Source organism: Brevibacillus reuszeri, assembly GCF_001187725.1.
Classification (GTDB): Bacteria; Bacillota; Bacilli; order Brevibacillales; family Brevibacillaceae; genus Brevibacillus; species Brevibacillus reuszeri.
The window spans coordinates 369,154-394,073 of sequence record NZ_LGIQ01000017.1 but is presented as its reverse complement, the minus strand read 5'-3'; the positions used below and the strand labels follow the sequence as shown (position 1 = coordinate 394,073).

General features: G+C 49.7%; 24 protein-coding genes. 23 read left to right on the top strand and 1 reads right to left on the bottom strand.

All coding sequences use genetic code 11. The features are described 5' to 3' along the window. The first annotated feature begins 40 nt into the window (after window positions 1-40). From ADS79_RS33295 to ADS79_RS33210, 18 genes are all read left to right on the top strand, one after another. The gene (locus ADS79_RS33295; protein WP_049742777.1) at window positions 41-1,240 is read left to right on the top strand and encodes an NAD(P)/FAD-dependent oxidoreductase; all 1,200 of its coding nucleotides are present in this window, start codon (window positions 41-43) and stop codon (window positions 1,238-1,240) included. Beyond that, entirely contained in the window at window positions 1,237-2,262 is a 1,026-nt protein-coding gene (locus ADS79_RS33290) for a 4-hydroxyproline epimerase (protein ID WP_049742776.1), read from the top strand. The genes ADS79_RS33295 and ADS79_RS33290 overlap by 4 nt, the downstream gene beginning before the upstream one ends. A 42-nt stretch (window positions 2,263-2,304) precedes the next feature. After that, entirely contained in the window at window positions 2,305-3,189 is an 885-nt protein-coding gene (locus tag ADS79_RS33285; protein WP_049742775.1) for a dihydrodipicolinate synthase family protein, read from the top strand. A 15-nt stretch (window positions 3,190-3,204) separates the two neighbouring features. Next, window positions 3,205-4,644 carry an aldehyde dehydrogenase family protein gene (locus ADS79_RS33280; RefSeq protein ID WP_049742774.1) on the top strand — a complete coding sequence of 480 codons (1,440 nt, stop codon included), beginning with the start codon at window positions 3,205-3,207 and terminating at the stop codon, window positions 4,642-4,644. Window positions 4,645-4,676: 32 nt separating this feature from the next. Then, window positions 4,677-5,681, top strand: a complete 1,005-nt coding sequence (locus ADS79_RS33275; protein ID WP_049742773.1) for a proline racemase family protein — start codon at window positions 4,677-4,679, stop codon at window positions 5,679-5,681. 181 nt (window positions 5,682-5,862) lie between these two features. Continuing rightward, the gene (locus tag ADS79_RS33270; RefSeq protein WP_049742772.1) at window positions 5,863-6,219 is read left to right on the top strand and encodes a YisL family protein; all 357 of its coding nucleotides are present in this window, start codon (window positions 5,863-5,865) and stop codon (window positions 6,217-6,219) included. Between the two features lie 255 nt (window positions 6,220-6,474). Further along, window positions 6,475-7,368: a MurR/RpiR family transcriptional regulator gene (locus ADS79_RS33265; RefSeq protein WP_049742771.1), complete on the top strand. Its 894-nt coding sequence runs from the start codon at window positions 6,475-6,477 to the stop codon at window positions 7,366-7,368. 15 nt (window positions 7,369-7,383) lie between these two features. Next, a complete protein-coding gene (gene nagB, locus ADS79_RS33260) occupies window positions 7,384-8,142 on the top strand; it encodes a glucosamine-6-phosphate deaminase (RefSeq protein WP_049742770.1) in 759 nt (252 codons plus the stop codon). Window positions 8,143-8,267: 125 nt separating this feature from the next. Continuing rightward, window positions 8,268-9,020, top strand: coding sequence for a hydrogen peroxide-dependent heme synthase (gene hemQ / locus ADS79_RS33255; RefSeq protein WP_049742769.1), 753 nt, complete (start codon window positions 8,268-8,270; stop codon window positions 9,018-9,020). 124 nt (window positions 9,021-9,144) lie between these two features. Continuing rightward, the gene (locus ADS79_RS33250; protein WP_141260960.1) at window positions 9,145-11,394 is read left to right on the top strand and encodes a YcdB/YcdC domain-containing protein; all 2,250 of its coding nucleotides are present in this window, start codon (window positions 9,145-9,147) and stop codon (window positions 11,392-11,394) included. 162 nt (window positions 11,395-11,556) lie between these two features. After that, the gene (locus ADS79_RS33245) at window positions 11,557-11,835 is read left to right on the top strand and encodes a hypothetical protein (protein WP_049742767.1); all 279 of its coding nucleotides are present in this window, start codon (window positions 11,557-11,559) and stop codon (window positions 11,833-11,835) included. A gap of 91 nt (window positions 11,836-11,926) precedes the next feature. After that, the gene (locus ADS79_RS33240) at window positions 11,927-12,337 is read left to right on the top strand and encodes a zinc ribbon domain-containing protein (RefSeq protein WP_049742766.1); all 411 of its coding nucleotides are present in this window, start codon (window positions 11,927-11,929) and stop codon (window positions 12,335-12,337) included. After that, the gene (locus tag ADS79_RS33235; protein ID WP_236700185.1) at window positions 12,321-13,373 is read left to right on the top strand and encodes an aromatic acid exporter family protein; all 1,053 of its coding nucleotides are present in this window, start codon (window positions 12,321-12,323) and stop codon (window positions 13,371-13,373) included. The genes ADS79_RS33240 and ADS79_RS33235 overlap by 17 nt, the downstream gene beginning before the upstream one ends. Window positions 13,374-13,730: 357 nt before the next feature. Further along, window positions 13,731-14,453 carry an amino acid ABC transporter ATP-binding protein gene (locus tag ADS79_RS33230; protein WP_049742765.1) on the top strand — a complete coding sequence of 241 codons (723 nt, stop codon included), beginning with the start codon at window positions 13,731-13,733 and terminating at the stop codon, window positions 14,451-14,453. A gap of 35 nt (window positions 14,454-14,488) precedes the next feature. Then, entirely contained in the window at window positions 14,489-15,292 is an 804-nt protein-coding gene (locus ADS79_RS33225; protein ID WP_049742764.1) for an ABC transporter substrate-binding protein, read from the top strand. A gap of 123 nt (window positions 15,293-15,415) precedes the next feature. After that, a complete protein-coding gene (locus tag ADS79_RS33220) occupies window positions 15,416-16,102 on the top strand; it encodes an amino acid ABC transporter permease (protein WP_049742763.1) in 687 nt (228 codons plus the stop codon). A 25-nt stretch (window positions 16,103-16,127) separates the two neighbouring features. Beyond that, window positions 16,128-16,859, top strand: a complete 732-nt coding sequence (locus ADS79_RS33215; protein ID WP_049742762.1) for an IclR family transcriptional regulator — start codon at window positions 16,128-16,130, stop codon at window positions 16,857-16,859. Window positions 16,860-17,132: 273 nt separating this feature from the next. Further along, window positions 17,133-17,894, top strand: a complete 762-nt coding sequence (locus ADS79_RS33210; protein ID WP_049742761.1) for an IclR family transcriptional regulator — start codon at window positions 17,133-17,135, stop codon at window positions 17,892-17,894. Window positions 17,895-17,964: 70 nt separating this feature from the next. Here ADS79_RS33210 and ADS79_RS33205 read toward each other — a convergent pair whose 3' ends face one another. Then, window positions 17,965-18,702: an SDR family NAD(P)-dependent oxidoreductase gene (locus ADS79_RS33205; RefSeq protein ID WP_049742760.1), complete on the bottom strand. Its 738-nt coding sequence runs from the start codon at window positions 18,700-18,702 to the stop codon at window positions 17,965-17,967. Between the two features lie 323 nt (window positions 18,703-19,025). Here ADS79_RS33205 and ADS79_RS33200 point away from each other — a divergent pair, with 323 nt between their 5' ends. The 5 genes from ADS79_RS33200 (at window position 19,026) to ADS79_RS33180 (ending at window position 24,812) form a co-directional block, all read left to right on the top strand. Then, window positions 19,026-20,075 carry an ornithine cyclodeaminase family protein gene (locus ADS79_RS33200; RefSeq protein ID WP_049742759.1) on the top strand — a complete coding sequence of 350 codons (1,050 nt, stop codon included), beginning with the start codon at window positions 19,026-19,028 and terminating at the stop codon, window positions 20,073-20,075. A gap of 33 nt (window positions 20,076-20,108) precedes the next feature. Further along, complete coding sequence (locus ADS79_RS33195) at window positions 20,109-21,230, top strand: aminotransferase (RefSeq protein ID WP_049742758.1); 1,122 nt, start codon at window positions 20,109-20,111, stop codon at window positions 21,228-21,230. Window positions 21,231-21,551: 321 nt separating this feature from the next. Then, complete coding sequence (locus ADS79_RS33190; RefSeq protein ID WP_049742757.1) at window positions 21,552-22,700, top strand: M20 metallopeptidase family protein; 1,149 nt, start codon at window positions 21,552-21,554, stop codon at window positions 22,698-22,700. 74 nt (window positions 22,701-22,774) lie between these two features. Continuing rightward, complete coding sequence (locus ADS79_RS33185) at window positions 22,775-23,746, top strand: threonine ammonia-lyase (protein ID WP_049742756.1); 972 nt, start codon at window positions 22,775-22,777, stop codon at window positions 23,744-23,746. A 184-nt stretch (window positions 23,747-23,930) separates the two neighbouring features. Beyond that, entirely contained in the window at window positions 23,931-24,812 is an 882-nt protein-coding gene (locus ADS79_RS33180) for a LysR family transcriptional regulator (protein WP_049742755.1), read from the top strand. Window positions 24,813-24,920 lie beyond the last annotated feature (108 nt).

Sequence of the window (24,920 nt, the reverse complement as noted above, 5' to 3'; positions counted from 1 at the left end):
AGCGTGAAGACCCACACTACGCTTTTGAGGAGAATCAACCATGACTGTACAAACCCAAACCCACGCTCAGGTGGCTGTGATCGGAGGAGGAATTATCGGTGGAGCAATCGCCTATTACGCCGCAAAGGCAGGGCTCGATGTGGTCGTGTTGGAAAAGGGCGAGCTGGCATCCGGTACTTCTTCGCGCTGTGACGGCAACATTCTGGCGATTGACAAGGACCCGGGCTTTGACAGTCAGATGTCGCTGAAAAGTCAGATGCTTGTGGATGAGCTGAGTCGTGAATTGGATCACTCGTTTGAGTATCGAGCACCCGGCAGTATTCTGGTCTGTGAAACAGAGGCAGAGATGGAGGCTGCGAATGAATGGGTGAAACGGCAAAAGGAAGCAGGGCTGCCATTTCGGATGCTGGATCGCTCCGATATCAGGCAGGAGTCGCCTTATTTTGCCGACGATCTTCTCGGGGGATTGGAATGCGCCACTGACTCTACGGTGAATCCGTACATGCTTACGTTTGCCCTGTTTGAGGGGGCGAAAAAGCATGGCGCCCGGATCATGCAGCGTACAGAGGTAAAAGCGGTCACTCGGGATCAGGCATCAGGTATTTTTCATGTGGAGACGGGAGTCGGCAGGGTGACTGCCAAGCAGGTGGTGAACGCTGCAGGTGTCTGGGCACCGTACATCGGCCAGATGGTAGGACTGGATATTCCGATCCTTCCACGCAAAGGTCATCTGATCGTCGCTTCCAGGCAGATGCCTGTCGGGATACGCAAGGTGATGGAGTTTGGCTATCTGATTTCCAAGTTCGGAGGTCAGCGCCAGGTTGACGAGGAGACGGAAAAGTACGGTGTGGCGTTGGTGTTTGAACCGACAGAGAGCCAAAATTTCCTCATCGGCTCCAGTCGGCAGTTCGTCGGCTTCGATACGCGAGTGGATTTGAATGTAGTCAGGTGTATGGCGCGCAGAGCACTGCGTTTTTACCCAAAGATTGCGGACTTTGCGATCATTCGCACCTATTGCGGACTGAGACCATGGACAGAGGATCATTTGCCGATCATTTCTCGCGTAGAGGAGGTCCCGGGCTATTTTATCGCGGCAGGGCATGAAGGGGATGGCATCAGTCTGGCAGCTGTTACAGGCAAGGTGGTGGCGGAAATGCTGACGGAGCAAAGCGAAACGATCATCCCGCTCACGCCGCTGCGACATGACCGGTTTACGAAAAAAGGGGTGTTGCATTCATGAAAGCAAGCAGGGTGTTTTCTACGGTCGATACCCATACCGGAGGGAATCCCACTCGTACAGTAATCAGCGGGCTACCCAAGCTTGAAGGTGCGACGATGGCAGACAAGATGCTCCATATGAAAGCGGAGTACGACTGGATACGTACGCTCCTCATGTACGAGCCGCGCGGGCACGATGTCATGTCAGGGGCTCTGATCGTGGAGCCGTGCCATCCGGATGCGGACGTAGGGGTCATCTACATTGAAACGGGCGGATATTTGCCCATGTGTGGTCACGATACGATTGGCTTATGTACTACTCTGATCGAGACGGGGCTTGTCCCTGTGGCGGAGCCGGTAACCAAGCTCAAGCTCGATACACCAGCCGGCCTGGTTGAAGTAGAGATACAAGTAGACGGTGGCAAAGCTGGCGAAGTGTCGTTTACAAACATTCCGGCCTTTCTCTACAAGCAGGATGTCAGCGTAGAGGTGGAGGGCCTGGGACAAGTGACCTGCGATATTGCCTACGGCGGTAATTTTTACGCCATTACCGATGCACGCAGGCTGGGGCTTGAGCTGACGCCGTCCAACGCTTCAACGATTATTGATACGGCTGTTCGCATCCGCAAGGCGATCAATCACGAGGTAGAGGTCGTCCACCCGGAAAAGCCGTTCATTCGCGGTCTGACGCATGTGGAGTTTTATACAGCTCCCGCCCATCCTGATGCCCATGTGAAAAATACAGTCGTGGTTCCACCAGGCGGCATCGATCGCTCGCCATGCGGAACCGGAACCTCCGCCAAGCTTGCGACCCTGTATGCCAAAGGAGAAATCGACTTGAATGAACCGTTTGTTCACGAGAGCATCGTTGGTTCACTGTTTACAGGAAAGGTGCTGGAAGAGACCAAAGAAGGCGGTCTGACTGCTGTGGTGACACGGATTGCTGGCTCAGCATGGCTGATGGGCAAGCATACGATTTTTTACAATCCGGAAGACGAGCTGGCAAATGGCTTCCTGCTCATCCCGGAGGCAACCGATCATTAAGGATTATCCAAAAATAGGAAGAGAACGAGAGGAGAATGAACAATGGGAAGATTTGATGGCGTTTACGTAGCACTGGTTACCCCTTTTACAGAAGAGCATGAGGTAGATTACAAGCGTCTCACCGAGCTGTGCGAATGGCTGATTCAAGAAGGGATCGATGGCTTGGTTCCGTCTGGCTCGCTCGGTGAATATGCAACGATGACAGGAGAAGAGCGGGCAAAGGTAATCAATACGGTCATCGCAGCAGCAAAAGGTCGCGTGCCTGTTGTTGTCGGTTCTGCAGCTCCTTCTACCCGTCAGGCGGTTGAGTGGGTCCAATTTTCCAAGGACGCAGGAGCAGCAGGAGTTATGGCCCTGCCGCCAATCAACTACAAGCCACTGGAAAATGAAGTGTTTGCTCACTACGAAGCACTCAATACAGTCGGTTTGCCAATCATCGCGTACAACAATCCGCATGACTACAAAATTGATTTGACACCAGACATTTTGGCTCGCTTGTCCAAAATGGAAAATATCGTAGCGGTCAAAGAATTTACAGGCGATGTGCGCCGTATACAGGATATTCTGGCGATGTCTGATTTGGAAGTTATGGTCGGTGTTGACGATTTAGCAATGGAAGGTGCTTTGGTTGGGGCCACTGGCTGGATTTCCGGCGTACCGAATGCACTGCCAAAAGAGGGTGTGGAGCTGTTCCGACTGGCAAGAGAAGGCAATCTGAAGGAAGCGCAAGCTCTGTACCGCAGACTATTGCCATTGTTCCATTTCGACGCGAGCCCACAGCTTGTCCAGTCGATCAAATACATGATGGAGCTGGCGAATTTCCCTGTCGGACCAACAAGACCGCCACGTCTCCCGCTGTCTGAAGTATATTATGCGGATATTAAAAAGGCGTTTGACTTTGCAGTTGGTGCCGCAAGCAGTCGATAAGGAGGTCAGGCGAGGATGCAAAGCAAAAACTGGATCGGTGGCGAATGGATTACGCCGTCGGGCAAAGAAGTGACGGTCAAAAACCCTTCACGTCTCACGGAAGAGATTGGGGTACTGCATCTATCCGACCGCTCCCATGTACTCGAAGCCCAGCAGGCGGCAAGATCGGCGCAAAAGTCATGGGCAGCGCAGACAGGTGCAATCCGTGGCGAGATTTTATTTCAAATGGCTTCTGCATTGGAAAAGCATGCCGATGATCTGGCTAGTCTGGCAAGTCGGGAAATGGGAAAGCAAATTGTGGAAATGCGCGGGGAAGTCATGCGTGGTGTCAATCTGCTTCGCTATTACGCGGGAGAAGGAATGCGGGCAAACGGCAATCTGATTCCGGCGGCAGATACGAATGTCCTGCAATACAGCCGTCGTGTGCCGCTTGGGGTTGTAGCGGTGATTACACCGTGGAACTTTCCCGTAGCGATTCCGATTTGGAAAATCGCTCCGGCACTGATTTGCGGAAACTCTGTCATCTGGAAGCCTGCTGAAAACGGCTCGCTTACGGCGACACGACTGGCGGAGATTTTTGCCGAGACGAAGCTGCCTGCCGGGGTTCTAAATCTCGTGATCGGAAAAGGGCGCGAGATTGGAAACGTCCTCACAGATGAGGCGGATATCGATGCAGTCAGCTTTACCGGATCATCGGAGACGGGCAAGCAAATTGCGGTCGCTTGCGCGGGACGCAACATCAAGTATCAAACTGAAATGGGCGGAAAAAATGCTGCGGTTATTTTGGCAGATGCGGACTTGGACAAAACGGTACCGATCCTGTTGAGTGGAGCTTTTCGTTCAGCTGGGCAAAAATGTACGGCGACGAGCCGGATCATCGTGGAGAAGGCAATCTATCAGCCACTTGTGGAGCGACTGCAGACAGCGATGGCGTCATGCCGGGTTGGCGAAGCCAGTGATCCTGCGGCATACCTGGGGCCAGTTGCTTCCGCGGCACAATATGAAACGGTAAACAAATACGTTTCACTGGCAAGCGAGCAAGCACGTCTCGTGGCTGAAAGTCCAGCTGTAGATGCAGCCGATCAGGGCTACTTCATACGCCCGATGATCGTCGAAGGGGTCTCAGCTGATCATGCCCTCGTTCAGGAGGAAGTGTTTGGACCGCTGGCTGTCATGCTTGCGGCGGATAACTTTGATCAAGCGATCGAGCTGTGCAATCAGACTGTATATGGACTCAGCGCCTCGCTGTTTACACGTGATTTGGCAAGTGCACATCGGTTCCTCGATCTCGCACAGGCTGGAATGGTTCGCGTCAATCAGGAAACAGCAGGCGTGGAATACCAAGCGCCATTTGGCGGGATGAAGCTGTCCAGCTCCCATACGCGGGAGCAAGGCCAGGTGGCTCTTGATTTCTACAGCGAGATCAAGACCTGCGCCATCAAATATGCCTGGTAGGCCAGGGACAACCCGGTAGAGGTGAGGATACGATGCAAATCAATCAGTTGTTCACGACCATTGACGCTCATACGGGCGGGGAGCCACTGCGGATCATTACGGGTGGAATCCCCCCACTGAAGGGCGAGACGATTTTAGAGAAGCGACGCTATTTTCGTGAGAATCTCGACTACATCAGACGCGTGCTCATGTATGAGCCGCGAGGACATCATGGGATGTACGGCTGCGTCATTACTGCTCCTGTTAGCCCGGATGCTGCTTTTGGCGTACTCTTTATGCACAACGAAGGATACAGTACCATGTGTGGACACGGAATCATTGCGGTAGTCACAGCCGCGATTGAAACGGGGATGATGCAGGCACCAGCGCCTGACGAGAACATCGTCATCGACAGCCCTGCTGGCCGCATCCTCGCTCGTGCCCATGCGGAAGGAACTGAGGTCAAATCCGTCTCGTTTGAAAATGTACCGTCCTTTGTCTTTGCCCAGGATGTCCCGATTGAATGGGAAGGAAAAACCTTTCACGTCGATATCGCGTTTGGCGGTGCCTTTTACGCGGTCGTGCATGCCGAGGATTTAGACGTGCAGGTAGAGATTGAGCAGCTTCCAGCTCTGCAGGAATGGGGAGCGCGCATCAAGGAACAAATCGAGGCAAAGCTGCAGGTCGTACACCCACTAGAGCCAGAGCTGGTCGGAATCTACGGGGTCATTATTTCGGATGAGCCGAGAAAACAAGGCTCCGATTTGCGCAATGTCACAATCTTTGCCGATAAACAAATCGATCGCTCGCCATGCGGCACAGGAACCGCTGCTCGCCTTGCTGCATTATACGCAAGAGGCAAGCTTGCGATAGGCGAGAAGTTCGTCCACGAAGGAATCGTAGGAAGCCAATTTGTTGGTACGGTCACAGGGACCACACAAGTAGGCGATTATCCAGCCATCGTCCCGAGGATAGAAGGAACAGCATTCCTCACTGGTTTGCACCAATTCGTCGTCGACCCGACCGATCCATTGGCAGATGGATTTTTGCTGCGATAAAATGCTAGAGTGAAAGACTGCACGCAATGTGCGGTCTTTTCTAGTTTTAAAAAGTAAGAAAGGAGAAAAGCGAGTCCCCCTGTCACAATACTGCCACGTATTTGGACATCTGCTTTTTTCCGACACTTCTGTTATAATGGCTTGGACAGGCTATTTAATGAGGAAAAAAGGGGTTGAAATGATGCCTTACAACGCGTTGAAGGAAGCGCATGTCGGAGGTTGGGAAGTTGCGTTTGTCCTGTTGATCGTAGGCTATATCTTGTATCGTTTGGGAAAAGCAAAAGCAGGAAAAATCGTACATATGCTGCTCAGACTCATGATCGTTATCATTCTGCTTTCTGGTGCTTGGCTGCTTTTCCAGTATCATACAAGCGATTTCTACTACTATGTCAAAGGGATACTCGCCATCATCCTATTCGGCCTGATGGAAATGTCTTTGGGACGTGCTCGTAGAAACGAAGGCAGTATCGGATTTTTCATCGGTGCGCTCGTGGTCATGGTTATCGTGATTATGCTCGGCTACCGTGTGTTTGTGTAATCTTTCGTGCAACTTGATAAAAGGCTTTCGTTCGCAAGGGATGCTTGCAGGCGAAAGCCTTTTTAGTCGTTGGAGGAACGCTCCACTTTAAATAAAAACGATGGCGGAAAACTCCTTTTCTGCTATAATGGCTGTAGAAATACGGCCATTTTCTGTGAAAAACGTCTTAGCTTTTTTTATAAAAGTGGATGTGACCGTTTTGTTTTGTGCATGAAGAACTGGATGAGATCAGTCTTTTTACCCAAGGGGGAGCATATGGCAGGTCATCAAGAGGGGCTGTCCAGTCTGGGGACAGCAACCATTCTCAAGACAAATACGCTATTGCAAATACAGAGTCTCACGCCTTCTTTTACGAAATCAGAGCAAAAAGTCGCAAGTATCGTCTTGCAGCAAACGGACAGCGTCATCTACTCTTCTGTCATCGATTTGGCGGAAAAGGCTGGTGTAGGAGAGACGACAGTCCTCCGTTTTTGCCGGAAGATCGGCTTTCGTGGCTATCAGGAGTTCAAGCTGGCGCTCGCGCAGGAGCTGGTTACACCAGCCAAAAATCTGCACGGAGAAGTAGGCGAAAACGATACCCTCGATATCATTGCCCAAAAAGTAACGGCAACCAATCAGCAGGCAGTCGGTGATACAGCTGCATTGCTTGATATGGGGCAGGTCGAGCGCTGCGTGGAGCTGCTGCAAAAAGCGGGCTCCATCCACTTTTACGGAGTGGGTACCTCGGCTGTCACGGCACAGGATGCCAAGTATGCATTCATGCGGATCGGTCTGCGTGTAGACGCAATGAGTGAGTCACATCTGCAGGCGATGGCGGCTGCGACACTCGGCCCAGGCGATGTAGCGATCGGATTGTCCGTATCGGGCAGCACCAAGGACACGATCGACTCGCTCAAAGTGGCAAAACAGGCAGGTGCAAGCATCATCTGCTTGACACATTACCGCCGCTCGCCGATTACGAATGTAGCAGACATTACGCTGCTCACTGCGGCTCAGGAAGGTCCGCTGCAGGGAGGCTCACTGGCGGCAAAGATCGCACAGCTTCATGTGCTGGACGTCATCTGCACGACACTTGCCATGCGCAACAAGGAAAAAGCGCTTATGTACAAGGAACGAACGGCAAAGGCCGTCCTGGAGAGAAAATATTAACTGAGGTGAGATGAGTTGAAACTCATAATTGTAAAAGATTACGGGGAGCTCGGCAAAAAGGCGGCAGGACTGGTCGCTGATGAGGTAAAGAGCAACCCGAAAGTCGTTTTGGGTCTGGCTACAGGAGGTACTCCCGTAGGCATGTACCGGGAGCTTATCAAGCTGCATCAGGAGGAAAGCATCGATTTTTCCCAGGCGAGCAGTTTTAATCTGGATGAATATGTTGGCCTAGCTGCTACACACCCGCAAAGCTATCGCGCCTATATGCAGGAAAACCTGTTTGATCATATTAACCTGCCAGCAGGCCATACACATGTTCCGACGGGGGATGCCGCTGATCTGCAACAGGAGTGTGCAAGCTACGAAACAGCGATTCGCGAAGCTGGCGGAATCGACATTCAGGTGCTCGGGATCGGCAACAATGGACATATCGGTTTCAACGAGCCTGGTTCCTCTGTAGAATCGACGACACGAGTAGTCCAGCTGACCGAGAGCACGATTGAAGCGAATGCTCGCTATTTTGCCAGCATTGAGGAAGTGCCTACACAAGCTATTTCCATGGGGATCAAGACGATTCTCGGGGCCAAAAAGGTTGTTCTGCTAGCTAGCGGTGAGACAAAAGCAGAGGCAGTCCGACTGATGCTGGAGGGAGAGGCGACGGCGGATGTGCCAGCTTCCTTGCTGCAGCATCATCCGGATGTGACAGTCATTGTGGATGAAGCGGCAGCAAGTCAATTGACTGTTGCAGCAGCAAATAAGGAAGACAAGCGGTAGCCGACGGGCGCCGCTTGTTTCTTTTGTTGTTCACCAATCTGTTCCGAATATACAGCAGTTGCTTATGCTATACTGGGAATGGTGAAGACAGGATAACCAGATTTTTCAAAGGAGCTGATTTTCAAATGAGCACGAACGAAGCGTTGCTTACATTAGAAGGTTGGTATACGTATCATAATTTCCGCACCATCAATTGGGAAAAGTGGAGAGCAGCTTCCGCCCAGGAGCGTCAAGAAGCGTTGGACGAGCTGAATGGATTGATCCGTACGTGGGACGCGAATGAAGCAGAAGGAAAAGGAAGCACCGCTGTGTACTCCATTTTGGGACACAAGGCTGATCTGGTCTTCATGTTCTTGCGAGAGACCATGCAAGAGCTGGATGAAATTAAAACGGCATTTAATAAAACACGCTTTGCTGCCTATACAGAAGCACCGTATTCCTATGTTTCTGTCGTTGAGCTGAGCAACTATGTACATAACCCTGGTGAAGATCCAAAGGCGAATCCACATGTGCGTGACCGTCTGTACCCAGTCCTGCCAAAATGGGAGCACATCTGCTTCTATCCAATGAACAAGAAGCGTGATCTGCAAGACAACTGGTACATGCTGAGCATGCAGGAGCGTCAGGAAATGATGCGCTCCCACGGTTTGATCGGCCGTTCCTATGCTGGTCGCGTGAAGCAAATCATCGGTGGCTCTGTGGGCTTCGACGATTGGGAATGGGGCGTCACACTGTTTGCCAACGATCCGTTAGAATTCAAGCACATCGTTTACGAAATGCGCTTTGATGAAGTAAGTGCGCGCTTCGGTGAATTCGGCAACTTCCTTGTGGGGAATGTACTGAACGTAGAAACACTCGCCAAAAAGCTGGAAGTATAAATAAGAACAAGGAAAAAGATCTGCCAGGCGAGTTATTAGCTTGTTTTGCAGATCTTTTTTGCTGTAATTTCCAGATCAATGGTAAAATGGGACAAGTCTGTATATCGAAAGGAGTGGTTTTACCGTGCTAAAACGGGGACAATCATGGGGAGTGGCGATGGGAGTATCTACCTCCATTTTGCTAACATCCGTACTCACTACGATTGGTATGAGTGGAGGAGCACAGGTCACGTACGCAGCCGAAGAACAAACCAAAAGCATTTCACAGGAGGAAGCGATCCAGGCAGCCAAGAAATGGGTCACCATCCCTACAGATTATAAATTGGACCGAGCTAGCTTTCTGGATGCCAAACGCGATCCTTTTACCGGAACGTCGTCTTGGCGAATCGCTTGGGAAGACACAAAATCGAACCGAATCACGGCTACAATCGATGCCGCTTCCGGTAAATTGCTGCAATATTCCTACTATCGGGACGGAGTCAATACGACTGCTTCACAAAAAAAGCTTTCAGCAGAACAGGCACAAAGCATAGCGGAGGAGTTTTTACAACGGGTCACTACTTCGGAAGAGCGACAAAATCTGTCCAAGCCGAATGAATACGGACCGTTATATTCTTACTTTAACCCGCAGCAGTCTATCCATCTCTTCTCCTTTACCCGGATGGAAAACGAGATTCCTTTTCTGGAGAACGGGTTTCAAATCGTTCTTGACCAAGAGGGACAGCTTACTTTCTTTTCACGAGAATGGTATGATGGCAAGCTCCCTGCGGCGACACAAATGATTTCTGCCGAAGAGGGGAAAAAGCTTTTAATGCAGCAAACGAAGCCTTCTCTGCTATTTGTGAACCAAAGAGAGGCTTTACGAGGCGGGGATTCAAGCTCTGATCCGTATATGCTGGTTTACCGTTTTGAGGAAAATGATCCGCAGTTTGTAGATGCGCTAAGTGGCAAGGTCGTAAATGCGGTAGGGACTGAGGCTGTGGAAAGAAAGATCCAGCCACTCGGAACGACTATCGCGAAAAGTAAGGGAGAAGAACGGATCATTACCAAGGAGGAGGCGCAAAAGATTGCTGAGCAGCTCATCAAAAAGTTCCCGGGCAGCTATCGCTTTGAAGGGAACTATGGGAGTGGAGCTAGCTCTGGCCCAGACGGGATTCGAAGACAGAACTGGGATTTCTCCTTTACCCCACTGCAATCGAAAACGGATTCAGAGGAGCGCGTAGAGCTTACAATCGGTGACCGTGGTGAATTGATGGGATACGAAGCAAGAGAAGGAGCACGATTCAGAGAGCGGGGGCGAAAGTTCACCACAGTCGTACCATGGAGCAAAGCAGAGACAAGTGCAATCCAGCTTGTGAAAATGCTGTACGATGACAGATTGGGCGAAATGTACCTTTTGCCGGCACCTACGGAAGAAGAGCAGAAGCAGCTGATCGAGCGTGGAGAATCGTACGCAGTCCGTTTTGGTTGGTTAAAGGATGGAGTTACGATTCAAAGCATGTACACAGAGGTAATCGTCGATCCTGAAACAGGGGAAGCAGAGGGCGTCAGAGCTCCTTGGGACGGATTGCCTGTATACGCTACGGAAAAACCAACCAAAGCAACAGTCGATCATACAGAGGCCAACCAAATCATGCAAAAGCAAAAAGAGTTCATGCTTACCTATTACCAACCGCAATATAGCAGCTACGGGTTCCCTTCCCAGCCAATGGAGCCACTCCTCATCTATCGTTACGTAGGAGATGAAGGTGTAGTGGACGCGGTTTCGGGACAATGGGTCAGCTATGCGGAGGCTGAAAAAAATCGGCAACCCCAAGACATCGACGAGCATCCTCAAAAAACAGCGCTTGAATTTGCCGTACGTATGGACCTGCTATCGGTCCGGGATGGAAAGCTGGAGCCGGATAAAGAAGTGACGCGCGGGGAAATGGCCCAAATCTTGACGGGATTGACAAATCGTTATGAATTCCGGAATTTGGGCATGTTCTATGAGGGCGAAGAGGATCAGACTTATCAGTTCACAGATGTAGATATGAAAAACGCGTACTATCCAGCGATTCAAAAAGCGATTCAACACCGCATTATCGCCAAGGAAGGCAAGACGTTCAACCCTGATCGCGCCATTACGCGGATTGAGGCAGCTGAGATGCTTGCCCGTCTGCTTGGATACGGAAGCCTGTTAGAGAAAACGGACATATTCGTCACGCCTTACACGGACCTGCAGAAAAAACAGGTTCCGGCAGTAGCACTGGTGAATGCACAAGGAATCCTGGCAGGTAAATCGCAAGCTGCCTTTAGCCCGAATGAATCCCTAACGCGAGCAGAGGTAGCAGATCTGGTACAAACTATGTATGAGCAAACGCAAAAGAAATAGAGCTTTTCACGAGGGGCTGCCACAAAAGTCGGAGCGTTTGACTTTTGAAAGGCAGCCCCTTTCTTTGTCTTTCTGCCAGCTACTTGGGTGAACCAGGCATTGTTTACATCTTGAGTTTTTCTACCATCGTTTCGATGAACCTCTAAACCGCATGGGACAGATTTGACTATTTTTGAGATCGTGCAGATCCCGGCGAATTTACTGCTTCCGATGGATGCAACGACTAGCGGGGCAGAGGCCGCGTCATGGACGGCGATGAATCAATCTGTCGGCTATGTGATGAGTGCAGCAGGTCCGATTATGCTCGGATGGATTCAAGATGTGACAGGAGATTTTTTGTTCGCCGTGATTGGGCTGATCGTGATAAACTTGGTAGCTATGGTTGTACAGTTTTTTGCAGCAACCGTGAGAACGTCACAAAAAATGGATACGGCAGCGTAACGCAGCAAGGGCAAAAAAGAGTCTTATGAACGGGTGCTTCTGTTTGTGACCCAACCATTTTTAGGGTAAGATTTAGGTGGAGGTGCTTCGGATGAAAAGTATCAAGCCAGGTCGCGGACCGTCTGCGATGGGGGCTGCTGGAAGTCTTGGCATGGTCGTATTCGGGATTTTTTGGACAATTATGGCGTTTTCTATGACGAGAGATGCTCCATTTCCGCTTGTCGGAACGATTTTTCCGTTGTTTGGAATTATTTTTGTGGGAATTGGCATTTTCCAGACGATTTATCATTACAAGAACGCGACTTCCAAGGAAAGAATGTCCTTGTTTGATATTACGGAATCCAATGAAGAAGGCGATCCCCTAAACCGTAGATTCGGACAGCAATCATCGGGAGTTGAACAGACAGAGGAAACTACTGTACAGAAGGCTTTTTGTCCATACTGCGGAGAACGAGTAAAAGCGGGGTATCAATATTGCCCGAGCTGTGGCAAAACACTGTAAAGCCGCTTTTGCAGCATGGAGGGGAACAGGACTGAATTGGCTCAAATTTAAAATTGGTTATCGCACACTAAAAACAGCGATCGGAACAGCAATTTCGATCTTACTCGCCCAGCAGCTGGATCTGATGTTCCCTGCCTCTGCTGGCATTATTACGATCCTGTGCATTCAGGTAACGGTAAAGCAATCGTTTCGGACCGCATGGAATCGGATCTTGGCAAGCTTTTTGGGCTTGGTCTTAGGGATGGGCTTGTTTCTCGTGCTTGGCTTTACCCCGCTGGCCATCCTGATTGAGATTCTGATTTTCATGCCGCTCGCGGTCTGGTTTAAAATTCAGGAAGGCTTCGTCACAAGCATCGTTGTGCTCATGCATTTGTATTCCACGCAAAGAATGGATGCAGCACTGATCGCAAACGAAGTCGCATTGCTCGTCGTGGGTGTCGGCGTCGCTTTGGTCGTAAATTTGTACATGCCAAGCCTGGATAAAGAGCTGCAAGCCATGCAGGGACAGGTGGAAAAGCTGTTTATTAAAATTTTGCGGGAGTTTTGCTATTATTTGCGCCATGGCGAAAGCGATTGGGACGGGAGGGAAATGATCGAGGCTCCCGGACTTTTGGAAAAAGCCATTCGTCTGGCATCGCGCGATGTCGACAATCGCTTGGGACGTCGCGATGATTCGTACTACCAGTACTTCATCATGCGCGAGAAGCAGTTTGAGCTATTGGAGCGGATGATGCCGATCGTCTCCTCGCTTAATACCCAGGTGCCGCAGGGGCTTCACATCGCGGATTTTCTCGAACGGATCAGTGATTCCGTACACCCCGGCAATACCGCTTACCGCTTTATCGACCAGCTGCGGGATATGCGCAAGGAGATCAAAGAAACCGACCTGCCGCAAACACGGGAAGAGTTTGAAACAAGAGCATCCCTGTTTTATTTGCTAAGAGAGATCGAACGTTATTTATTCATCAAGCATGAGCTGGGCAAAACCAGCGACGAAAAAACAGGGAAAAAGCAACCGAGAACAGCCAAAGGCTAGGAAAAGCTGCAATTGTGCGTGAGGAAAAGCGACCACGGCGTTATGCCAAGTGGTCGTTTTTTAATGTCTTGTTTTTGTTTTCTTAGCAGGCGTGAGGTGCATCCAGCACCGGAAACTGCATAATCACTCATTGTCAGAACTTTGAATCTACGACACTCCCAAAGAACACTGACCAACCACCCGTTTTTCCCCCGTAATTCCAAGCTTATTTCCGATCAGCATATTTTTAATGAATGAATAAATAAAAATTTTCTTGAATATCTGAAAAAATATAATTATAATTTAAATCAGAAAAGTTTTCCGAATATCGGAAAAACAGCAAGTCATCCCGTGGCGAAGAGATAGGGGGATAGCAGGATGATTCAGGTTAAGCAGCTTGTGAAGTCTTTTGGGGCGTTAACGGTACTCAAAGGCGTGACGCTTGAAGTAAAAGAACAAGAAGTAGTCGTATTGCTCGGGGCGAGTGGCTCCGGGAAAAGTACATTATTGCGATGTTTGAATTTTCTGGAAGTATATAACGAAGGTGAAATTTGGGTAGGCGGCAAGCAGATTGACCCACAAAAGACAAACTTGAACCACTTTCGCGAAGAGGTGGGTATGGTTTTTCAGCATTTCAACCTGTTCCCACATAAAACGGCATTGGAAAACGTTATCGAGGCTCCGATTCATGTCAAAAAGATGAATCCAGCAGAAGCCAAAGCACTGGGTCTCGAATTATTGAAAAAAGTAAATTTGCAGGACAAAGCAGATGTGTATCCCGACATGCTCTCCGGTGGACAAAAGCAACGGGTAGCGATTGCCAGAGCGTTGGCGATGAAACCAAAGGTACTGTTGTTCGATGAGCCTACATCCGCTCTCGACCCTGAGCTCGTTGGAGAAGTGCTGCAGGTTATGAAGCAGCTTGCTCAGGAAGGGATGACCATGATTGTGGTGACCCATGAAATGGGCTTTGCGCGGGAGGTAGCGGATCGGGCAGTATTCATGGACAACGGGGTTATTTTGGAGCAAGGGCCGCCCAAGACATTCTTTGAAAATCCGCAGAACGAGCGGACAAAGCAATTTTTGGGAAGCATTCGCTAAATAAAACACAAACAGAAAAATTGGGGGAATTTCAAATGAAAAAACGTTCAATGTGGTCTGGAGCTTTGCTGTCTACCGTTTTGCTAGGCTCACTCCTGTTGTCGGCATGTGGCTCAGGTAGCGGCAGCGCACCTGCGGCTGGAGGATCTGGTGGAAAGAAAGAATTTACCTATGCCATGAGCGGTGTGTATAAGCCGTTTAGCTTTAAAGAAAATGGTACGCTCACTGGCTTTGACGTAGAAATCGGACAAGCCCTGGCAGAAAAAATGGGAATGACCGCAGTGCCAATCACGAACCCATTCGAAACGATTATCCAAGGCTTGAATTCCAACAAATACGATTCGATCATCGGTAGTTTGACAGTGACGGAGGAGCGTCAAAAAGCCGTTGCCTTTACGAACCCGTACTATCGCTCCGGCTCCCAAATTTTTGTGAATGAAGACAATACCACGATCAAATCCAAAGAGGATCTGAAAGGCAAAAAAATCGGTGTTGTGAAAGCATCCAACTACTTGGATTGGGCGAAAAAGCTGACCGATGAAGATAAAATCACACAGTACGACAGTGACATCACGGCACTGCTCGATTTGCCAACAGGTCGTCTCGATGCGGTTATTACGGACCAGGTAGTAGGCTTGCGCTTTATTAAAGAAGGCGCTGGAAAAGTAAAAGACGTAGGTGAGCCGCTGAGCTTTGACGAGCAAGCGATTGCCGTTCGCAAGGATGACAAAGAATCGGTAGAGCGCATCAACAAAGCGTTGGATGAAATCGTAAAAGACGGTACGTACGCAAAAATCAGCGAAAAATGGTTTGGTCGCGACATTTTGCAAAAACAGTAACCGAGGTTGCGGGGTGTCCGGACAGGACGCCCCCCTTTTTCCAGCAGACGCGGTCGCTCACCCCTGAGCAGGCCTCGATAGAGGTATAGTGGTTGTTTTACTTCATGCGAGGAGTGATCTTACGTGGTTGATATTTTAGTATCCAGCTATCCTCTTTTTCTAAAAGCGGCGTGGCTCACGCTCCAGCTGACGGCAGTTGCCCTCGTGCTTGGCTGTATCGTTGGTCTGATCATTGCCTTTTTCCGTATCTCAAGCTCCAAGCCATTAAACTACTTCGCACACACATACATTACGGTCATTCGCGGAACCCCTTTGATCGTACAAATTGCGATATTGTATTTCGGGATTGCCAACCTGATCACACTCTCTAATTTTTGGGCAGGGGCACTGGCACTCGCGGTTCACAACGGAGCCTATATTGCAGAAATTTTCCGCGGGGCGATCCAATCGATTGATCGTGGGCAGATGGAGGCCTCTCGTTCCTTGGGGATGTCCTATCCGCTGGCGATGCGCCGAATTGTTCTGCCGCAAGCATTTCGCCGAGCGATTCCTGCCTTGGGCAACCAGTTTATTATCGGACTCAAGGACTCTTCGCTCGTAGCCTATGTAGGGATGCAGGATTTGTGGGGGACAGCGCTTAGCGAAGCGGCGTCCAACTATCGTCAATTGGACACATACATGGTCGTTGGTCTATATTACTTGATCCTGATCATGATCTTCACCTACTTTGTGAATAGACTGGAAGGCAAGCTGTCCAATGGGAAAAAGACAAAAAAGCAGACGGCAAATGATAGCAGCGTGTCTGCGTAAAGCATTTTTGTAGAGGCGGGAGACTATGGTTCAATCTATCGAGCGGACGATGAAAATCATTCGGGTACTGATTTCAGACGAGAAACCTGCTTGGCCCATATCGGAGCTAGTTGACGCAACCGGCCTGCCCATCAGTACGCTCCACCGTTTTCTCGAATCGATGATCCACTACGGATTGGTCGAGCAGGAACCCGTCACGAAGCATTACAAGGCAGGGTATACATGGATGGAAATCGGATTCCTGCTGCATGAGAAGCTGAACTTGCGCTCCGTGGCGAGGCCTTACATGGAGGAGCTGGCAGTAGAGGTAGAAGAGAGTATCTTTCTCAACATACCAGCAGGAAACGATTCAATTCCGATTGAAAAAGTAGAAAGTCCATTGAAAATCCGCATTGACGAGAATTTGGGGGAACGGATTCCTCTCACAATCGGTGCCCCCAGTAAAATGATTCTCGCGCATTGGAAGACGACAGAGATTACGAGAGTCGTGAGTGCCCAGCTGCCACCGGCTCAGCAGCAGTCCTTCGTCGAGCAGTTGACGCTGGCGAAGCAAAACGGCTATGCTGTCAGTTATGCGGAAAAGACGGAAGGCACGATGGCTGTCGCTGCTCCCATAATCGGGTACGGAAATCAGCTTGTGGGCGCGATTTCAATCAATGCTCCCAGCTTTCGGGTCCAGGATGAGCGATTGTCGCTATTCATTGAAAAAGTAAAGGAAAAGGCGTCGACGATTTCGGCAAGAATCGGCGGTACCTAGAAAAAACCTCCATTCCGAAGAAGAGAATGGAGGTTTTTGTATGGAAAAAAGCTTGATTAATTCAAATAGGCATAGCCAGGAACCGTCAGGAAATCCTCAAACTGATCATTCGAGATGAGGTTGCCAAAAATCTCGTAAGCTACCTCGTATTTGCCAGAAGCGAAAGACTCTTGCCCGATTGTGTTTTTTAATTTCCCCAGCTAAACGCGGTCGCTCCGCTTGGGGAAGCCTCGATAGAGGTTTTCTTACTACTAGATTTGGGGTGTCTCCACTATGTCGAGTGATAACTTGGTTAAATCTCTTGATCGGGCCTTGCAAATATTCGAAGTATTAGGCTCGCGTCGGGGAGGATACGGCGTAACAGAAATATCCAAAGAGATCGGGTTGAACAAAACCTCGGTATACCGCATGTTGTCTACATTTGTTCGGCATGGCTATGTAGAGCAGGATGCAGAAAAATATAAATTAGGCTATAAAGTACTCGAATTGAGTTCGGCACTGCTAGAATCAATCGACCTGCGAACAGAAGCAAAGCCGTTTTTAAAAGAATTGGGCAATGTTACAAATGAGGTGATTCATCTCGTAGTCTATGATCGTGGCGAGGTTGTCTATATCGAAAAGCTGGAAGGCAATGAAACGCTTCGCATGCATTCCAAGGTGGGGACGAGAGCACCCATGCATTGCACAGGTTTCGGAAAAGTCATCATGGCATATTTGCCGTCGGCGGAAGTAGCCAAAATCATTGATCGCCAGCCGATGGAGGCGTATACGATCAATACGATTGTAGATAAAAACGAGTTGCTTGAGAATCTTCAGGAAATCAAGCGCAAGGGGTTTGCGTATGATCTGGAAGAGAATGAGCTGGGGATTTCCTGTATTGCAGCTCCGATCTTTGAGCATACGGGCAAGGTCGTTGCCGCAGTGAGCATTTCCGGACCGACGATGAGAATGACGACAGAGCGGCTTGCAGAATTGCAGGAGCATATCATGGACATTGCCAATAAGATTTCAGGGCGATTGGGATACCGGACGTAGAAAAAAGCAGTGTACACAACCATCAGGCCATGTGTACACTGCTTTTAGACGTTTTTTTTCTATGCGCAAGCTAGATGAACATGCCACCATCGACAACCACGTTCTGTCCGGTTACAAATCGGGAGTGAGCGAGCAAGGAGTAGATGACCTCAGAGACATCCTCGGGTGAAGCGACCCGCCCCATCGGTGTTCCGGCAGCAAGACGCTGAACATGCTCGTCCTGGCCTTCTACCCAGCGGGTTTGTACGACTCCGGGCGAGACGCAGTTTACGCGCACTTCCGGTGCCATGACTCTCGCCAACGATTTTGTTACACTGATGGCTGCTGCCTTGGAAGCGGCATAAGCGATAGAGCTACCAAGTCCCGTCATGCCTGCAATCGACGTGATGTTGATGATGCAGCCCTGTTGCTTTCTCAGCTCGTCAGCCGTTGCACGACAGCAATGGAACACGCCCTTTACATTGACATCCATGGCCCGGTCCCAATACTCATCCTTCAAGCCCTCCAAATCGCGATGGTCAACAAAATTCGTGATCCCTGCATTATTGATCAGGATGTCTAGACGCCCGAATGCTTGGATCGTTTCTTTTACCATGAGACGTACAGCCTCATCATCCGCTACATCCGCTTTGTATAATAGACTTTTCACCCCGAGAGCTTCTACCTCTTTTTGCGTTTCACGCGCCTCTTGCTCCGATTTGGAATAATTAATCGTGATATGTACGCCTTCTTTGGCCAAGCGCAGAGCGGTCGCACGTCCGATTCCTGTTGCAGCCCCTGTGATCAAAGCCACTTTTCCTTGTAACAATGAGATCTCCACCTTTTCTTTTTGATGATGTGGGAATTTTTAAATAATTATTGATACTCGGATCTTTTTATACATCTGGCAACCGATATTCTCATCAGTCGGGGAGGTATATTACCCGTTTCGTATTATGAAAAACAGTTTCTTTTTTTAGGAAAATAGTAACAAACCGGATAGGGAAGATCAATGCTTTTTCGGGAAAAGCCTGCTATTTTGCGCGTGATTTCAGGTTTTGCATTTCTCAATACTAACTATTGGAACTTTCAATTTTTTAGGGAAAGAAAACTGTGTTAGTGTGAAGGAAATCGAGGAGAGGAGAGAGACATATGTTTCCATTTCGCGTAATCAATCAGGAAACTACCGAAGAGGTGCTGGATATGGCCAGCGTCATCGAAGTGGTAGAGCAGGCTTATCAAATGAAGTCAGACCAACAGGCGACATTGTTCCCGCTCATCTTTCATGAATTTGTAGAGGGCCGGGCTGATATGGATATTAAATCGGGCCATTTGCCAGCAGCCGATGTGTTTGGACTCAAGCTCGTTTCATGGTTTGGAGACAACGCAGAAAAAGGGTTGCCGCAGCTGGTTGGGACCGTGATGGTTTTGGACAGCCAGACAGGTGTTCCTCTCGGGATTTTAAGTGGAGAGCACATTACCTGCATGCGTACGGGAGCAGCCGGAGGGATTGGTGCTAAATATTTGGCGCGTCCAGAATCAGAAAACCTCCTCATTGTCGGTACGGGGCATCAGGCACCTTTTCAGATCATGGCGACCCTGATGACCATGGAAAATATCAAGCGGGTCTATATTTGCCACCCGAAATCAGCAGAAAAAGCACAGAGCTTTACAGCGAAAATCAAAGACAAGCTGCTCACCAAGTTTGTCTCGAAATATACAGGGGATGAATACGAGTGTTACGCTAGCCGCTGCGATGTGGAATTTATTGCGGTGGAAAACATCGAGGATGCCGTCAGACAAGCCGATATTATCATTACAGCTACCCCTTCCCGCGCCCCGATGATTCAAAAGGAGTGGGTGAAACCAGGCACACATATTACCTGCATCGGAGCGGATATGGAAGGAAAACAAGAGATTGATGAGCGTCTATTTGCGACTGGTCGTGTCTTTGTGGACGATGTCGGGCAGGCTGTACGTGTAGGCGAAACAGAGGTTCCGATCAAAAAAGGAGTCATCACGGAAGCCGACATCGAGGCAGAAATCGGCAACGTCATCCTGGGTCGTGCCACTGGCAGAAAAACTGCGGAGGAAATCACGATCTTTGACAGTACAGGGATTGCTATTCAAGACTTGCTGACGGCTACCCATATTTTGAAAGCAGCAGACAAACGTGGTGTTGGCACCATTGTTGATCTATAAAAGGATAAGAACGAGAAAAGGAGAGAGCGCGCGATGAGAATTGCCCCTTTTAAGGTAGAAGAATGGATGAACGAATACGAGCTGGAGGCTGTCTACAATATTGCCGAGACATGTGTAGACTCCCTGACAGTCGAGGAGCTGATTCGTCTATCGGCTGAGCCGGAGGACTTTTTCAAAGAAATGGCAGCACAGAAGCTGACGTATGGTCATATCGAAGGCTCGCCGGAATTCCGCAGCCTGGTTGCCGGTATGTACAAGACGATGAAGCCGGAAAACATTTTGGCTATGAACGGTGCGATTGGGGCCAATTTTCTGACCCTGTTCTCGCTCGTGCAGCCAGGTGACGAGGTAATCACGGTTCATCCGACGTATCAGCAGATCTATTCCGTTCCTGAATCGTTCGGGGCACAGGTGAAGCTGCTCAGATTGCTTCCAGAGAATCAGTTTTTACCAGACCTCGACGAGCTGCGCTCGCTCGTTACGGACAAGACCAAGCTGATTTGCATTAACAACCCGAACAATCCGTCTGGTGCGTTGATGGACGAAGCGATTCTCCGCGAAATCGTAGAAATCGCCCGTTCTGTGGATGCGTATCTGCTATGTGACGAGGTTTATCGCAATCTGCACCAAGACCCAGAGATCACGATTCCTTCCATTGTGGATCTGTACGAAAAAGGAATTTCAACCAGCAGCATGTCCAAGGTGTTTTCGCTTGCAGGCATTCGATTGGGCTGGATCGCAGCACCAGTAGACGTCATCAAGAACTGCTTCCAGCACCGCGACTACACGACAATCAGCTGCGGAATGCTGGATGATATGCTGGCTGTGCACGCTCTGAAAAATCGTGACAAGATCATGGAGCGCAACCTGAAAATCGTCCGCGATAATCTTCAGATTCTGGATGACTGGGTAGCAAGTGAGCCATTGGTTTCATATGTGAAGCCACAGGCAGGAACAACCGCGATGCTGAAATACGAGTTGGACATCCCATCAGAAGCATTTTGCATCGATTTGTTCCGCTCAACCGGCGCGTTTTTGACACCGGGTAGCTGCTTTGACATGGAGGGCTGGGTGCGGATCGGTTACGCCTGCTCTACAGAGGTACTGAAGGCTGGCTTGGAAAAGGTTTCTGAGTTCCTCGCTACAAAAAAGTAACGCAATAGGCTTATGGGCAGCCAGAGTCTCCTTCATTTGTGAGGGAGGCTCTGCTCCCGGTCATCACATTCATTGATTCTACACCTGTAGAGCCTCTGGTCTGGTGAGCAGTGTGCACACCAGCTTGGTTGAAGCTTCCGGAGTCGTCTTTTGGCATTCGTAATTGAATGAATATTCTGAACAAAAATGATATTGCTCCAGACTGCTGTGCTCGCCTACCAGTTTGGAGATGGAATATCTGAGATTTTTATTGATACAGTACGGAGTTGCCGCTGTAAGTTGATCGGCTATGGACCATTTTGACAAAAAGGAGTGTAGGCCATGACACTTTGTACCTCGACTCTCGCCCAATGGACGGTGAACGAGCGGCGTTTTTTGCATCAATACCCGGAGCTGTCTGGGGAAGAGTATCAGACGGCTGCTTATATTCGAAAATGGCTGCAAGAGTGGCAAATCGAACTGATGCCATGTGAGCCTCCCAGCGTCGTCGGCTTTTTGCGTGGAACGGATGGAAGCAAGACGATTGCACTACGTGCCGATATCGATGCATTGCCTGTGAACGAAGAAGGATTGAAATCGTATCTTTCCAAAAATCCGGGGGTCGCGCATGTATGTGGGCATGACGGACACACGGCCATCCTGCTTGCGACAGCGAAGTGGCTCTCAGAGAACAGGGGCGAGGTACGTCCCAATGTGCTGTTTCTCTTCCAGTCATCGGAGGAGATGCTTCCGAGCGGTGCGGAAGCGCTCGTACGTCAAGGTGTGATGGACAACGTAGACGCTGTATTTGGACTTCATCTCTGGCAGCCGCTTGAGAAAGGCAAAATCGGGATTAGCACTGGAGCGATGATGGCTTCCTCGGATGACTTGCGCATCGTCATTACGGGACATGGTGGACATGGCTCCATGCCGCATGAGACGATTGACCCGATCTATGTAGCGAGTCAGGTCATTGCGGCAGTCCAGGGCGTCGTGTCACGGCGGGTGAATCCGATAGAGCCAGCGGTGATTTCAATTTGCCGGATGGAGTCTGGAACTACCTACAATATCATCCCGAATCAAGCGATTCTGTACGGAACGATCCGGGCGCAATCGGAAAAGACGAGGCGACTGCTGGCTACCGAGCTGAAGCAGACGATCGAGGCTTTATGCAGCGCTTGGGGAGCAATAGGTGAGGTCATCGTGGACTGGGGCACGCCGCCAGTCGTAAATGACAAAGGGATGAGCGAGTACGTCGCAGGTGTCGTCACCGAGCATTTTGGTGCAGAAGTGCTGTCTTATGTGGAGCCAGTTATGGGGGGAGAAGACTTTTCCTATTATCTGGAGAAGAAGCCCGGTTCCTTTGTGTTTATCGGGATGGGTGGAGAAAAAAGCTCTTTCCCGCATCATCATCCCCGATTTGATATCGACGAGGATGTGATCCCTACAGGGGTCGAGCTGTTTATTCAATTGGTCAAGGATTTTGACTGAAAAGAAAGACGAGCGTGAGCCTGCCAAAAAGCATGGCGTAGCAGCCAGTTTTTCGAAATAAGGAGGAAGTCTATATGCTAACTGTATCTTTTCTCGATATTGTCAAAGCACACAAACATTTGAGAGGACAAGTCATCCAGACACCCCTGATTCAATCAGCGGTACTGTCCGGCTTGTCTGGTGCGGATGTGTGGATGAAGCTGGAGTGCCATCAAAAAACCGGGTCTTTCAAGGCGAGAGGAGCACTGAATAAAATCGCTTCGCTCCGAGAGGAAGAGCTCGCGCGGGGAGTAATCACCGCTTCTGCTGGCAACCATGCCCAAGGGGTTGCTTATGCGGCCTCGCTAAAAGGGATTTCTGCGCTGATTGTCGTGCCGAAAACAGCGCCAGAGACGAAAAAAGCAGGTATCAAGCGCTATGGGGCTGAGCTGGTTGTTCATGGCGACAGCTATGACGAGGCGGAAAGCTACGCCTACAAGCTGGCAGAGGAGACGGGCAGGACGTTTGTTCACGCCTTTGAAGATAATGAGATTATTGCCGGACAAGGAACCGCAGGACTGGAGGCGCTTCTGGAAGAACCGGATTTTGACGTGATTCTCGTACCAGCAGGTGGTGGTGGGCTAATTTGCGGGGTAGCTCTGGCGGCTAAGGCGATCAAGCCGGATGTAAAAGTTATTGGCATACAGACCCACGCTTCTCCACCGTGGTATTATTCTTTCCGTGAAAAACGACTGGCTGATGTGGAGTACAGCGATTCACTTGCAGATGGTCTGCACGGTGGAATTACCCAGGGAAATCTGGATTTGGCGCTTGAGATCGTGGACGATATTGTACTCGTAGAAGAAGAGCATGTTGCAGAGGCCATGTACTGGCTGGCAAAAGAGCATCACCTCATGGTAGAAGGCTCCGGGGCAGTAGGAATTGCCGCATTGCTACAGGGAACGGTACCTGACCTCCAGGGGAAAAAGGTGCTGACCATCGTCAGTGGCAGCAATGTGGATGCAGCGAAGCTGGCTGGCATCGTGAGCCGATATTCAGAGCGTTAAGAAGAGTGAGGAGGGGGCGGCGCATGTGCGAGTGGCCTCCTTTCTTTTTTCTTGAAAAAAATGGTAAATTCACTCAGGCTGATAATCAGACAACGCATCGGTTGATCAAAAGTCCATTCTTCGGCTAAACTTCTCTCTATAGGTACAAGAAACGGATGCATGGGAAGGGGGGAGTGGAACCAATATGGAATTGCGCAATTTAAAAACGTTTCAGGTAGCTGCTGAGCATCTGAATTTGACCAAGGCAGCCGAGCTGTTGGGGTACAGCCAGCCAACCATTACCTTGCAGATTCAGGCATTGGAACGCGAGCTTGGACATCCCTTATTAAATCGGGTAGGAAAGCGAACCTTTTTGACGCCTGCAGGAAAAACGGTCAAGCAGTATACGGATCAATTGTTTCTGGTGCTGCAGCACATGGAAGAAGGGCTCAACAGCCTGCACTTGCCTGTAGGACCACTCGTTGTGGCTGCACCCGAGTTTTACTGCACACAATACATGCCGCAAATGCTCAAGGCGTACGTCGAGACTCACCCGCAGGTTAATTTGCAGGTTATTTCGTGTACGAGTCAGGAAGCATTGAAAAAGATTCATGCTCATGAAGCGGATATTGGCATTATTGCTGGGGCCAGCTCACAGCCCGAAATTTTTTCTACGATTGTCGATCTTGAAGAATTTGCCCTTGTCGCCTCACCGGACATCATCAAAGGGCGCACGATGGAGGAGGCTCTCGCTGCTTACCCCTTTCTTTCCTATCAGGAGGGGTGCAATCTCGATGGATTCATTACCCAATGCTTGCTGGAAATCGCGTATGTGCCGCCATCTGTAATCAAATGCAGCAGTGAAGAAACGATCAAGCGGGCTGTTTTGAACGAAACGGGAGTAGCACTGCTCAGTACGGCCTTGGTTGCGAGGGAGTTGCGGACGGGAGAATTGTCAGAGCTCTATCGGTTCTCCAAAAAAGCGGAAACCTCACTTGTGTGCCTGGATCGGCGAAAGAATGAGGCAGCGATTCAAACGTTTATTGAGCTGGTAAAGGATGTATGGCAAACGGTACGTGAAGAGTAGGGGATAAAAAGCGAATTCCTATTTAAGGGGATTCGCTTTTTTTGCGCAAAATTGTTTGACTATTCGAAATTGGGCAGGTATAATTTGGGTAATCTTTGTTAGTAAAGT

What these genes read in the sequence shown, in the direction of transcription:
- ADS79_RS33295 (WP_049742777.1), top strand. Translation starts at nt 41, where the DNA reads ATGACTGTACAAACCCAAACCCACGCTCAGGTGGCTGTGATCGGAGGA.
- ADS79_RS33290 (WP_049742776.1), top strand. Translation starts at nt 1,237, where the DNA reads ATGAAAGCAAGCAGGGTGTTTTCTACGGTCGATACCCATACCGGAGGG.
- ADS79_RS33285 (WP_049742775.1), top strand. Translation starts at nt 2,305, where the DNA reads ATGGGAAGATTTGATGGCGTTTACGTAGCACTGGTTACCCCTTTTACA.
- ADS79_RS33280 (WP_049742774.1), top strand. Translation starts at nt 3,205, where the DNA reads ATGCAAAGCAAAAACTGGATCGGTGGCGAATGGATTACGCCGTCGGGC.
- ADS79_RS33275 (WP_049742773.1), top strand. Translation starts at nt 4,677, where the DNA reads ATGCAAATCAATCAGTTGTTCACGACCATTGACGCTCATACGGGCGGG.
- ADS79_RS33270 (WP_049742772.1), top strand. Translation starts at nt 5,863, where the DNA reads ATGCCTTACAACGCGTTGAAGGAAGCGCATGTCGGAGGTTGGGAAGTT.
- ADS79_RS33265 (WP_049742771.1), top strand. Translation starts at nt 6,475, where the DNA reads ATGGCAGGTCATCAAGAGGGGCTGTCCAGTCTGGGGACAGCAACCATT.
- hemQ (WP_049742769.1), top strand. Translation starts at nt 8,268, where the DNA reads ATGAGCACGAACGAAGCGTTGCTTACATTAGAAGGTTGGTATACGTAT.
- ADS79_RS33240 (WP_049742766.1), top strand. Translation starts at nt 11,927, where the DNA reads ATGAAAAGTATCAAGCCAGGTCGCGGACCGTCTGCGATGGGGGCTGCT.
- ADS79_RS33230 (WP_049742765.1), top strand. Translation starts at nt 13,731, where the DNA reads ATGATTCAGGTTAAGCAGCTTGTGAAGTCTTTTGGGGCGTTAACGGTA.
- ADS79_RS33225 (WP_049742764.1), top strand. Translation starts at nt 14,489, where the DNA reads ATGAAAAAACGTTCAATGTGGTCTGGAGCTTTGCTGTCTACCGTTTTG.
- ADS79_RS33215 (WP_049742762.1), top strand. Translation starts at nt 16,128, where the DNA reads ATGGTTCAATCTATCGAGCGGACGATGAAAATCATTCGGGTACTGATT.
- ADS79_RS33210 (WP_049742761.1), top strand. Translation starts at nt 17,133, where the DNA reads ATGTCGAGTGATAACTTGGTTAAATCTCTTGATCGGGCCTTGCAAATA.
- ADS79_RS33200 (WP_049742759.1), top strand. Translation starts at nt 19,026, where the DNA reads ATGTTTCCATTTCGCGTAATCAATCAGGAAACTACCGAAGAGGTGCTG.
- ADS79_RS33195 (WP_049742758.1), top strand. Translation starts at nt 20,109, where the DNA reads ATGAGAATTGCCCCTTTTAAGGTAGAAGAATGGATGAACGAATACGAG.
- ADS79_RS33190 (WP_049742757.1), top strand. Translation starts at nt 21,552, where the DNA reads ATGACACTTTGTACCTCGACTCTCGCCCAATGGACGGTGAACGAGCGG.
- ADS79_RS33185 (WP_049742756.1), top strand. Translation starts at nt 22,775, where the DNA reads ATGCTAACTGTATCTTTTCTCGATATTGTCAAAGCACACAAACATTTG.
- ADS79_RS33180 (WP_049742755.1), top strand. Translation starts at nt 23,931, where the DNA reads ATGGAATTGCGCAATTTAAAAACGTTTCAGGTAGCTGCTGAGCATCTG.